Source organism: Pseudacidobacterium ailaaui (genome assembly GCF_000688455.1).
Lineage (GTDB): Bacteria > Acidobacteriota > Terriglobia > Terriglobales > Acidobacteriaceae > Pseudacidobacterium > Pseudacidobacterium ailaaui.
On sequence record NZ_JIAL01000001.1, the window covers coordinates 1,017,372 to 1,029,383 of the forward strand.

Below are 12,012 nucleotides of genomic sequence, written 5' to 3' on the forward strand. Positions count from 1 at the left end.
CATACAAAAGCAGCAGACACTCTGAAAGATACGAAGGGACAAAAATCTAAACCAAAGTAATGGAAGGTTTAGTCGAATTTGCCTGCCAGCATCTTTTTTCTCTGAGCAGGTGAAAAATGCTCGATTGCGTATCGCAATGTAGTCCGCGGAATGTATGCGTAATGTTTTTTGAGAAAAGCAAGAAGCACATCACGGTCCTGCACCCTACTTCAGATTCTCCTTTGACGGTTTTGAAATCCCGCGCCAGAGACGCAGCACGCTCTGGATTGCCGGCGGCTTTCAGGGCGCGTTCCAGGTGTATCCGTGCAGATGGACTTCCTATACATTTCTTCACTACGCAGCAACCTGCAAAACGACTATGATGTCCTACATTCATGGCAAGCGCAGCCCAGGCGGTCCTTCATCGAATCTTTGGGCCGGAACAACCTTCTGCGGCCGGGCGAGGTCATCTGTTGCCGCGATGGATTTTCCTTCGTGCCCTGGGCCTGATCTATTTTTCAGCATTTTATTCGCTGCTCTTTCAGATACGCGGTCTCATCGGCCCGGATGGTGTCCTGCCAGCGCAAAAATATCTGGCCCTGGTCATGCGTTCTTTTCCTGGATGGGAGCGCTTCTGGTTTGCTCCGTCGCTCTTCTGGCTTTCCAGCGGAGACCACATGCTGATGGCCATCACGATCACCGGACTGATTGCGTCGCTGCTGGTGGTCGCAAACGCCTGGCCACGGCCCATGCTGTTCATCTGTTTCGTGTGCTTTCTGTCCTTTGTCAGCGCCGCCGGCGACTTCTCAAATTACCAGTCAGACGGAATGCTGCTCGAAGCCGGCTTCCTCTCCCTCTTTTTTGCACCGCGGGGCCTTTGGCCTGGATTTGGCGCAGTTGACCCGCCTTCCCGGGCCAGCCTGTTTCTATTGCAATGGGAATGGTTTCGCATCTATTTTGAATCCGGTTTGGTGAAGCTGCTCAGCGGTGACCCTCAATGGCGGCACTTTACCGCCATGGACGAGTACTACCAGAACGGCCCTCTGCCTACCTGGGTCGGATGGTATATGCAGCACCTTCCGCACTGGTTTCAGGCAACAGCAACGGCGGCAACGCTGCTCATGGAACTGGTCATTGTCTTTTTGCTCTTCTTTCCGCGCCGCTTCCGACTTCTCTGCTTCTGGATTGTGACCCCGTGGGAGATCATCGTCATCCTTACGGCGAACTATACTTTCCTGAACTATCTGGTGCTCTCACTAGGCTTCCTGCTGCTGGATGACGGACACCTGCTGCGCTTTGTACCCGCCCGCTTCCGCCCCGCCCAGATCTCTTCTACGGGCCATCTGGAGCAAAGCCCGGAACCATCCCAGCTTGAGCATCCTGGGCCAAGCGCAGCGGAGCCGAAGGCCCTGCTTGATGCTCCGGGGGCCGCTGTCTCGGAGAAATCCGAAACCACGCGTGCCTCTTTCGTCGCGCCGACGAAGGGTAGAGTGCGCAATCACCTCACTGCGCTCCGTCGCTCCATCAGCACTGTCTTTCTCCTCTGGATTTTCTACGCAACGACCGCCGAACTCCTCCACATGCTCTGGCGAGAGGCCCCGGTGCCCTTCTTTCCCGTCGCTGTACTGGAGCCGCTCCGCATCGCCAACCAGTATGGTCTTTTTGCGGTCATGACCCGCGGCCGTTATGAAATTGAATTTCAGGGCTCGAACGATGGCCAGAACTGGACCGCGTATCCCTTCCGCTACAAACCGCAGAGACCCGATGAACCGCCGCGCATCTACGCTCCCTACCAGCCGCGTTTTGACTGGAACCTGTGGTTTGCCTCGCTCGGCGACTGGCGGCAGAACTCCCTGGTCCCATTGACAGAAGAGCGTCTGCTCGAAAACAGCCGTGACACGCTCTCGCTCTTTGCCGGCAATCCGTTTCCCCAGTCGCCGCCAAAGTACGTGCGGGCGGTATTGTGGCAGTACTGGTTCACTTCCATGGCAGAAAAGCGTGCAACCGGGCTATGGTGGAAGCGCCAGCTTCTGGGCCTTTACGCCCCTGTGCTTACAATCAATCCGGACGGACAATTTGTGGCCATCCAATGGCCGGAGCCGCTTCCTCCCCATGAATGACGACACCAGCCTCCTCATCGGATCAAAGCACCAGCACCCACCCCATGCAGTCGTCATTGGCGCAGGCCCGAACGGTCTGTCCGCGGCCATTGTGCTCGCCCAGGCAGGATGGCAGGTCGAGATTTACGAAGCACAGCCCACCATCGGCGGCGCTTCGCGGACCCTGCCGCTGACGCTTCCCGGCTTTCAGCACGATTTTGGCTCTGCCATTCACGCTCTCGCCGCAGGCTCACCGTTTTTCTCCACCCTGCCGCTGGAAACATACGGGCTCGAATGGGTGCACGCTCCTGCGCCGCTGGCCCATCCCTTTGATGACGGGACTGCAATCACGCTTGAGCGCAATCTCGACGATGCTGCGTTGATGCTGGAAGCAGATGGGAAACGCTGGCGCCATCTCTTTGGCCCATTTGCAGAACACTGGGACCAGATTGCACGGGGAGTGCTGGGCCCCGTGCTCCGCTTCCCCACGCATCCGTTTCTGATGGCACGGTTCGGCGCGTTTTCCTTCATGTCTGCACAGTTTTTTGCCATGCGCTTTTTGCAGACACCGCGGGCGCGCGCACTCTTTGCCGGAATCGCCGCCCACTCGGTCCTTCCTCTCGATGCCCCCTCAGCGCCTCGGCTGGAGTCTTGCTGGGGGCCGCGGCCCATGCCCTCGGATGGCCGATGCCCCGCGGCGGTGCACAAACCACGGTAAATGCTCTGGCGGGATATTTCGCTTCGCTGGGCGGAATCGTCTATACCAGTTCGCCGATTACCTCGCTGGAAGGCTTTTCGCCCCACACCGTCCTCGTCTGCGACCTCAGTCCGCGGCAATTGCTGGAGATCGCCGGCAACCGGCTCGAACCGGAATTCCAGCGGGAGCTGGGCCGCTTCCGCTATGGGCCGGGCGCATTTAAGGTGGATTATGCCCTCTCCGCACCCATTCCATGGAAGGCCGCGGACTGTGCACGGGCCGGCACGGTCCATCTGGGCGGAACACTTGAAGAAATTGCTGCGTCGGAAAGCGAAGTCTGGCAGGGAAAACACCCAGAGCGCCCGTTTGTCCTTCTTACGCAGCCAACCTTGTTTGATCCGTCACGCGCGCCCGCAGGAAAGCACATCGCTTGGGCCTATTGTCATGTGCCCAACGGGTCCACCTTTGAAATGACGGAACGGATTGAGGCCCAGATTGAACGCTTCGCGCCGGGCTTCCGCGACTGCATCCTGGCGCGGCACGTCTCATCGCCTGCGCTTCTCCAGACGATGGATGCCAACCTCGTTGGCGGAGACATCAACGGCGGGGCCATCTCCCTGCGTCAAGTGGCCTTCCGCCCCACATCGCGCCTATACACTACGCCCGATCCGAGCCTTTTTCTTTGCTCGGCCTCAACTCCGCCGCTGGGCGGAGTGCACGGCATGTGCGGTTATCACGCAGCCCGGACTGTGCTGCAAAAGATACGGTTCAGACCTTAGTAGCGTCGGCGTCCCGAATCCCGCTGCTGCCGGCCCCCGCGAGATCCGCCGCGGTTGCCTGCCTGGGCCTGATAGCAGCTCTTGCAGAAAACAGGACGGTCGCCCCGGGGTTCGAAGGGGACCGTGGTTTGCTGCCCGCAGCCGGCACAGATGACGCTGGTGCCCTGTGGAGCGGACCAGCGCTGGCCGCCTCCAAACGAATCACTCTTCTTCGCCTGACGGCAGGGCTTGCACCGCTTGGGGGTAGAGTAGCCGCGCTCCTGAAAGAACGCCTGGTCGGCCTCGGTAAAAGTAAACTCCTGTCCGCAGTCGCTGCAGGTCAGTTGCAGGTCCCCAGCCATAGATTCAGTTCCTCGCTTTCTTTGCGTTCCGGCTGGAGAGTTCCTGGAAAACTTGCGTACGGGAAATCCGGTCAGCGGTCCGACGATTGGCTTATTATCGCACTTCCCGGCCAATCTTGATAGCGGCCCGCTGATAAACTGAAAGAGACCACCATGTTTGAAAATCTCTCAGAAAAGCTCCAGCGGGCATTTAAAAACCTTCGCGGGCAGGGCACCGTCACAGAAGAAAATATCGGTGAGGCGCTGCGCGAGATCCGCGTTGCCCTGCTGGAAGCCGACGTTAACCTCAATGTCGTCAAAGACCTGATCGAGCACATCCGAACCAAGGCCCTGGGCCAGGAGGTGATGACCGCGCTTTCGCCGACCGAGCAGGTCATTAAGATTGTCCGCGACGAGCTGATCACGCTTCTGGGCAAGGACACGGCCCGCTTCAATTTTGCTTCGCGGCCCCCCACGGTCATTCTGATGGCCGGCCTTCAGGGTTCAGGAAAAACGACCACTTCGGGCAAGCTCGCCGCTTGGCTGAAAAAAGGCGGCCACCGCCCGATGCTGGTTTCCGTGGACGTCTACCGTCCAGCTGCCAGAGAGCAGTTGAAAGTCGTCGCCAACTCCATCAAGGCCAACCTCTATGAGGGCGATACAACGGGCGAACCAGCCGGCACGGCTCTGGTTGAGCGGCTGGCAAAAGAGGCCCGGCGCGAGGCCGTCATTTCCGGCTGTGACACGCTCATCGTAGACACCGCCGGCCGTCTGCACCTGGATGAGGAGCTGATGGGCGAAATGGAATCGCTCAAGAAACTCCTTGCCCCACAGGAGATCCTTTTTGTCGCCGACGCCATGACCGGGCAGGATGCCGTCAACTCCGCCGAACAGTTCCACAAACGACTTGGCCTCACGGGCGTCATCCTTACCAAAATGGACGGCGATGCCCGCGGCGGCGCGGCGCTTTCTATCCGCCATGTGACCGGACAGCCGGTGAAGTTCATCGGCGTGGGCGAAAAGCCGGACGCATTTGAACCTTTCCATCCGGACCGTATCGTCAGCCGCATCCTGGGCATGGGCGACATCATGACGCTCATTGAAAAGGCGGAGGAAAAGCTCGACCGCAAAAAGTCAGAAGAATTTGCCCGTAAGGCACTTTCCGGCGACGGCTTTTCCCTGGAAGACTTCCGCGACCAGCTCCGCCAGATCCGCAAGCTGGGCTCATTGCAGAGCATCATGAAAATGCTGCCCTCGGTCGGCCCGCTGGCGGGGATGCAGCAGATGGCCGATCAGGTGGACGAGAAGCAGTTCATCCGCGTCGAGGCAATCATCAACTCCATGACGCCGAAAGAGCGCAATCACCATGAGATCATCTCCGGCAGTCGACGCAAGCGCATCGCAGCCGGGTCAGGGACTACCGTCCAGGAAGTGAACCAACTTCTGCGGCAGTACGCGCAGATGCGCAAACTGTTTAAGAATGTTGGCAAAGGTGGGCTGCTCCAGCGCCGCGCCATGAGCATGTTAAGCGGCATGAGGGGCGGCTTCCGCTAAATTTTGCGAAACAGGAGCCGCCCGGAACGCAACCGTATCTCACTTGCAGAAATACAAGCCTATGATTGATCTCGACCATCGCCTGCAGGACCAACTTGACGAAATTACCGCGAACACGCGCAAGCTGGTACAGCCCGAACGGCTGGCCATCGCCGAGCAGGCCGTGGCCGACCTCTTTGCAAGCGGCATTGAGCAGCAGATTCTTTCCGTCGGCGAGAAGGCCCCGGAGTTCGCTTTGCCCGACGCTTCCGGCCGCATGGTCCATTCCTCTGACCTGCTGGCGGTGGCACCCCTTGTGGTGAATTTTTTTCGGGGCCGCTGGTGTCCTTATTGCGTTACAGAGCTGGAGGCCTGGCGCGATCTTTATACGGTGGTGCGCGAAAGGGGAGCACTGCTGGTAGGCATCTCGCCCCAGACCGTCCGGCAAAGCGACTTCACCGTCAGCCAGCACGAAATTCCCTTTCCCCTGCTGCATGACTCTCACTGTGACGTGGCCCAGCGCTTCGGACTGGCCTATAAGGTCCCACCATTTCTCCAGAACTACTACCGGAGCATCCTGGTAAACCTTTCGTTTATCAATGGCGATGAAAGCTGGCTGCTCCCTCTACCGGCAACCTACGTCCTGGCACAGGACGGCACGGTGCTCTTCGCAGAAGCCCATGCCGATTTTCGGGTGCGCCCGGAACCTGGAGAGGTCCTGAAATCTCTGCCTGTCCGCAAGTAGGCGCTGCCGATCCTCTGTCCACTTCCGGACACTCGGGTTCCGCAAATGGACACTGGTTCTGGAAGGCCCCTGGGCGCGGGCCGTTCATCCTGTTCATTCCAAATGGCCTGCTGCCAGTTAGAAAATGGAAGTTCACTTGCCTGGCACTCAGGAGAGGGCCCCGCCATGCAATCATTCCTGCAGGATTTTCGATACGCCGTGCGGCAATTGAGAAAGTCACCCGGATTCGGGCTGACGGTCATTGCCACACTGGCCTCAAGCATTGCCATCACTGCGGCAGTCTTCAGTGTGCTGTATGCCATGGTGGTCCGGCCTCTTCCTTATTCGCAGCCGGAAAGGATTACTGTGCTCCAGCCTTACTCCCCCGAGGGATATACGCAGCCGGCGTCGTATCCGGAGTATCTGGATTGGCGCAGGATGAACCACAGCTTTTCCGCCCTTGCGGCCTATAATCCGTACTACAACGTGAATTTTGAGGGCCCGGCGGGACCAGCTGCGCTACAGGCGGTGCGGGCAAGTGACAATTTCTTTGATGTCTTTGGCGTGCGTCCGGTCCTGGGCCGCACCTTTGCCCCCGGAGAAGACCAGGACGGCAAAAATGACGTTGTTGTCCTGAGTTATGAAATCTGGCAGCAGTTTTTTGGCTCACAGAAAAGCGTGATTGGCCAGAAAGTGAAGCTGGACGGGCGCCCCTACACCATCATCGGCGTCATGCCAGCCGGCTTCCGTTTTCCGATTGGAAAAATCAACGCGATTTACATCCCGCTGCATCTGTCGCAGCAGCAGCGCGAAGGACGCGGAAGCCACTGGCTGCCTACCGTGGGCCGTCTGAAGCCTGGGGTCTCTCTGAAGCAGGCCCAAGCCGACCTGGACCAGGTTTTTGCCGACCTGGGACGCTCCTACCCTGACACAAAGGGCAGAAAGGTCAAGCTATTGGAGGTCGCAAACTTCTTCCTGGGCGACACGCAGGATGCGCTGCGGCTACTCCTTTGCGCGGTGCTTGCGTTGCTCGCCATTGGTTGCGTGAATGTAGCAGGTCTGCTGCTGGTGCGCGGCGTCAAACGCGAGCGGGAGATGGCGCTGCGTTCCGCAGTGGGTGCAGACCGCCTGCGGATCGTCCGGCAGATGCTGACCGAGGCCCTGCTCTTTGCCCTCTGCGGAGCGCTCGGCGGTGTTCTGCTCGCTTATGCCCTGCTGCGCGGAATCCAGATGCTGCTGATTGCGGCTTTGTCTCGTGGCGCAGAGGTTGAGCTGAATCTGCCTGTATTGCTGGCGGCCTTGTTCGTCTCGATCCTCGTTACCATTCTGGCCTCCCTTGCCCCTGCTCTGCGCCTGTCCCGGACCTCCCCAGGGCTGGCCCTGCGATCTGGGGGAAATACCGGAACTTCCCGTGGGCAGCACCGCCTGCGGGCCGGATTTGTCATCACCCAGGTGGCCCTCGCACTGGCCCTGCTGGTGGTTTCCGGATTACTTCTCCATATGCTTGGCGGACTGAAAAATACGGACCTCGGATTCTCTCCGGACCGCATCCTCACTGCAGAAATTGACCTTTCTCCCGGAAGATACGGGGGCCGGGACGTCATGACTGATTTCTACAACCCGCTCTTTGAGAAGGTCCGCGCCATCCCCGGAGTCCGGGCCGTCGGCGTCATCCAGGTACTTCCCATCCAGGACTGGGGATGGAATTCTGAAATCCATGTTGCCGGCACGCCGGTCCCTCCGCCAAACGTAAACACGTTGGCCGAGCTGCGCATCGTGTCTCCGGGTTATTTTGACGTCTTTCAGGTCCCGCTACTGCGGGGCCGCCTGCTCGATGCTGGCCTGGACACGCCGGCATCCAAGCCAGTCATTGTCGTGAATGAAGCTTTTGTAAAAAAGTTCATCCCCGCAGGGCAGGACCCGATTGGCATGCATCTGGATACTGACGAAAAGCCAGTCATCATCGGAGTGGTGAAAAATATCCGCCAAAATCTCACCGAACCACCGCTGGCAGAAATGGACTATATCACCTCTCAGGTCCCCCGAGAGGAAAGCCTGCGTGTACTGGGAAATATGACGCTGGTCATCCGTACGGGCGTGCCTCCGGAAAGCATCATTCCCGCACTGCGCAGGGCCTATCACGAGGTAGATCCGGCACTCCCGTTCCGCACTCCTGTAACCATGCGCACCGTCATCGCTGATCGGTTGATTTTTGAGCGGCTGGAAAACTGGCTGTTTGGTGCCTTCGCCGCTCTGGCCGTTCTTCTCGCCGTCATTGGACTTTATGGCCTCATCTGCCATGAAGTTGAATTGGAGACCCGAGACATTGGCATTCGGATGGCGCTGGGGGCCAGTCGTCGCCATGTGATGGCTGACGTCTACCGTCGCGTAGGCTGGATGCTCAGCAGCGGGGTGATCATTGGTCTTGTCCTCACCTGGTCCATGCGCCGGTATATCAGCTCCGTGGTGACTCTGCGCCTGGAACAAGACCTGCTCCGGATCATGGCCCTGGCCGCTTTGCTGGCCGCAACAGGCCTTCTGGCTGCGATCTTCCCGGCTCGCCGCGCAGCTTCCATAGAACCTGTGGAAGCCCTCCGCGACGAGTAGTGCTCGGCTGCTTCTGCTCATGCGGCATTGGCTCCAGCCCAACATCGGCCTGATAGCATGGATGGAGAAACAGAAATTCTCTTTTCAGCTATGAGTTCATCTGCAGGTTTTATCCGTATTCAGTTTCCTGACGGCTCTCAAAAGGAAATGCCGGCCGGTTCAACGCCGCTGGACATTGCAAAAAGCATCTCACCCCGGCTCGCATCTGCCGCCGTGGTCGCACGCATCCGCCCATTGCATGGATTGGCCGCCTCCGATGCGGCCGCTTCTGCGCAGGAGGCCGAGGCTGAGGCAGCAATGTACAGCGCGGAAAACCCTCAGGGAGAGCGGCTGGTAGACCTGGACGCTCCGCTGCAGGAAGATGTGGCCATTGAACTCCTCACTGAAAAAGATCCGGAAGCACTCAAGGTGCTGCGCCACTCTGCGGCGCACGTGCTGGCGACCGCAGTACTGGAGCTGTTCCCGGAGACCAAGCTGGGACATGGTCCGGCAACCGACACAGGCTTCTTCTATGACTTTTACCGCCCGACGCCCTTTACTCCCGAAGACCTGAAGAAGATTGAAGAGAAGATGGCCGAGGTGGTGGCGCGCGATGAAAAGTTCGTCCGCGAGTGGGAGCCGCGCGAGGCAGGACTGGCCCGATTCAAGGCGGACAACGACTTCATGAAGGTCCATTTTATTGAGCGCTTCACAAAACCAGGCGAGCAGATCTCCCTTTATCGCAATGGCGCATTTGTGGACTTTTGCCGCGGGCCCCATGTCCCTTCCACCGGGCGCGTGAAAGCGTTTAAGGTCACGAACCTTGCCGGGGCCTACTGGCTGGGCGATGAAAAAAACCCACAGCTGCAGCGCGTCTATGGTACGGCTTTCTTTTCCAAAAAAGAACTGGATGAGCATTTTGCACGCCTGGAAGAAGCGGCCCGGCGCGACCATCGCCTGCTGGGCAAGCAGCTTGACCTGTTCTCGATCCAGGAACTGGCCGGTGCCGGACTCATCTTCTGGCATCCGAAGGGCGCCATCATCCGCAAGGTGATGGAAGACTGGATGCGCGAAGAATGTATCCGCCGTGGTTACGATCTGGTATACACGCCTCACGTCATGCGGACGGAATTATGGAAAGTCAGCGGCCACGAGGGGTTCTACGCGCAAAACATGTTTACTCCCATGGAGCTGGACGATGCAGACTATCGTCTGAAGCCGATGAATTGTCCCGGCCATATTTTGATCTACAAAAACTCGCCCAAAAGCTACCGCGACCTGCCGGTACGTCTGGCCGAGCTAGGAAATGTCTATCGCTACGAACGCTCCGGCACCATGCACGGCCTGCTGCGCGTACGTGGCTTTACCCAGGACGATGCGCATATCTTCTGCACGCCAGAGCAGATTGAAGATGAGGTGGTGGCCTGCATTGATTTTGCCCAGGCTGTCCTGAAGACCTTTGGCTTCAGCGAATTTAAGGTGGAGCTTTCCACCTGGGACCCGAAAGACCGTAAAAGCTATGCCGGTTCAGACGACAAGTGGGAACTGGCCATCCGGTCTCTGGAAAAAGCGCTGCAACGCAAAGGAATCACCTACAAAACCATCCCCGGTGAAGCAGCGTTTTACGGGCCAAAAATTGACGTAAAGCTGGTGGACGTTCTGGGGCGTCTGTGGCAGCTTTCGACCGTGCAGTTTGATTTTAATCTGCCTGCAAGGTTCGAGCTGGAATATGTAGGTGAGGACGGAGAGCGGCATCAGCCCGTCATGGTGCATCGTGCCTTGTTCGGCTCCGTAGAGCGTTTTTTTGGCGTCCTGATTGAGCACTATGCCGGGGCATTTCCACTGTGGCTTGCTCCCGTGCAGGTTGGCCTGGTGCCTATCAGTGAGCGGCATGTGGAGTATGCAAAAAAAGTGCAGCTACAGTTACAAAATGCCGGACTTCGAGTGGAGCTCGATGCGCGCAACGAGAAGATGAACGCCAAGATTCGGGACTTCACTCTGCAAAAAGTCCCCTACGTCCTGGTGATGGGCGACAAAGAAGCCGAGGCAGGCGCAGTAAGTGTACGTACACGCGGCAAAGGCGACCAGGGACAGATGCCAGTGGATGCATTTCTCACCCAGGCCGCCAGGCTGATTACGGAAAGGTCTACAGATCTGACATGACGCTGAACAATCTCCGCGTTCTGTTCATTGCTGAAATTGGTTATGGCACAGCAAGCGTGGGTCGATGGAACGCTTTACAGCGTCTTGGGCTGGATGAAGCCCAATGCATCAATGTAGAGGAGCACCTTCCCCTCTCAAGCACACTGGACAAGGTCCGCTATCGCACACAGTTCGGCCCAAAGATATGGAAATTCAACCGGCTTGTCTTAGACACGGTTGAAAAATACAGAATCAATGTTCTGCTCGCCGACAAGCCGCTCTCACTGACTCCCGGAACGTTGCGCAGACTTCGAAGCAGGGGCGTGTTTCTCATTGACCTGTTCATTGACAATCCCTTCGGCCCGCGCAAAGACCCGGGGAACCGCCTTTTTAAGAAGGCCCTCCCGGAATTTGACTTAAACGCCGTGCAGAGGAAAGTCAGCATCGAGGCATTTAAGGCCCACGGGGCAAGAGAGGTCATGCTGACACTCGTCGGCTTTGATCGCGACATACACTTTCCACCTCCATGTCCACTTACAGACAACGACAGGGTCAGGAATGTTTCCTTCATCGGGACGCCCTATGATCATCGGGCCGAATGGTTTACCGCCCTATGGCGTGATGGAATTCCCCTCGACATCTCGGGACCTCGCAACCGCTGGGAAAAAAAACTTGCACCTGAAGTGATGCAGGCCATCTTCAGAGATGGCCTGTTGCTAGGCAAGGAATATCGTGAAGCACTTTGGAAATCGAAGATCAATCTTAGCTTCGTGACCAAATCCAATCAGGATGAAGCTGCCGCGCGATCTTATGAAATCGCCGCCTGCGGAGCGTTTATGCTGGCGGAGCGGACACCAAAACATCTTGAGCTGTTCAAGGAGGACGAAGAGGCTGTCTTCTTCTCTTCCAGAGAAGAGTGCATCGCCAAAATCCAGCGCTATCTGCCCGATGAAGCTGCTCGCAATCGTATTGCAGCTGCCGGATGCCGGCGTGCGTGGTCCTCCGGATACGACCATGACTCGCTGATGAAGGAAATCCTGCAGAAAGCCATCGAAATCATGGGACGCAGCAAGGTATCCTCTACGGATGAAGCACAGGCCTGATTACGGCCCCGATGCTCCCGGCGTGCTGCGCACTTTGTTTCTCTTGGAAC

At 58.0% G+C, this 12,012-nt stretch carries 10 protein-coding genes; 8 read left to right on the forward strand and 2 right to left on the reverse strand.

The features are described from left to right. Window positions 1-68: 68 nt before the first annotated feature. Window positions 69-203, reverse strand: a complete 135-nt coding sequence (locus tag N655_RS21165) for a DNA alkylation repair protein (protein WP_155987509.1) — start codon at window positions 201-203, stop codon at window positions 69-71. A 171-nt stretch (window positions 204-374) separates the two neighbouring features. Here N655_RS21165 and N655_RS0104585 point away from each other — a divergent pair, with 171 nt between their 5' ends. From N655_RS0104585 to N655_RS20855, 3 genes are read left to right on the forward strand one after another with little or no spacing between them, the layout of a single operon-like run. Next, a complete protein-coding gene (locus tag N655_RS0104585) occupies window positions 375-2,099 on the forward strand; it encodes a lipase maturation factor family protein (RefSeq protein WP_026442046.1) in 1,725 nt (574 codons plus the stop codon). Continuing rightward, a complete protein-coding gene (locus N655_RS20850) occupies window positions 2,092-2,796 on the forward strand; it encodes a phytoene desaturase family protein (protein WP_238324486.1) in 705 nt (234 codons plus the stop codon). The genes N655_RS0104585 and N655_RS20850 overlap by 8 nt, the downstream gene beginning before the upstream one ends. Next, window positions 2,766-3,554, forward strand: coding sequence for a phytoene desaturase family protein (locus tag N655_RS20855; RefSeq protein WP_238324488.1), 789 nt, complete (start codon window positions 2,766-2,768; stop codon window positions 3,552-3,554). The genes N655_RS20850 and N655_RS20855 overlap by 31 nt, the downstream gene beginning before the upstream one ends. Here the strand turns inward: N655_RS20855 and N655_RS0104595 are convergent. Next, the gene (locus N655_RS0104595; RefSeq protein ID WP_026442047.1) at window positions 3,551-3,895 is read right to left on the reverse strand and encodes a CxxC-x17-CxxC domain-containing protein; all 345 of its coding nucleotides are present in this window, start codon (window positions 3,893-3,895) and stop codon (window positions 3,551-3,553) included. The genes N655_RS20855 and N655_RS0104595 overlap by 4 nt on opposite strands. Window positions 3,896-4,048: 153 nt before the next feature. Here N655_RS0104595 and ffh point away from each other — a divergent pair, with 153 nt between their 5' ends. The 5 genes from ffh (at window position 4,049) to N655_RS17290 (ending at window position 11,962) form a co-directional block, all read left to right on the forward strand. Next, window positions 4,049-5,428 carry a signal recognition particle protein gene (gene ffh / locus N655_RS0104600; RefSeq protein WP_026442048.1) on the forward strand — a complete coding sequence of 460 codons (1,380 nt, stop codon included), beginning with the start codon at window positions 4,049-4,051 and terminating at the stop codon, window positions 5,426-5,428. A 61-nt stretch (window positions 5,429-5,489) separates the two neighbouring features. Beyond that, window positions 5,490-6,152 (forward strand): peroxiredoxin-like family protein, encoded by a 663-nt coding sequence (locus N655_RS0104605; protein ID WP_044933974.1) that lies wholly within the window; start codon window positions 5,490-5,492, stop codon window positions 6,150-6,152. A gap of 165 nt (window positions 6,153-6,317) precedes the next feature. Beyond that, window positions 6,318-8,738, forward strand: a complete 2,421-nt coding sequence (locus N655_RS0104610; protein WP_026442050.1) for an ABC transporter permease — start codon at window positions 6,318-6,320, stop codon at window positions 8,736-8,738. A 147-nt stretch (window positions 8,739-8,885) separates the two neighbouring features. Beyond that, a complete protein-coding gene (thrS, locus tag N655_RS0104615; RefSeq protein WP_238324490.1) occupies window positions 8,886-10,880 on the forward strand; it encodes a threonine--tRNA ligase in 1,995 nt (664 codons plus the stop codon). Beyond that, the gene (locus tag N655_RS17290; protein ID WP_044933976.1) at window positions 10,877-11,962 is read left to right on the forward strand and encodes a CgeB family protein; all 1,086 of its coding nucleotides are present in this window, start codon (window positions 10,877-10,879) and stop codon (window positions 11,960-11,962) included. Before thrS ends, N655_RS17290 begins: the two co-directional genes overlap by 4 nt. The last annotated feature ends 50 nt before the right edge of the window (window positions 11,963-12,012 follow it).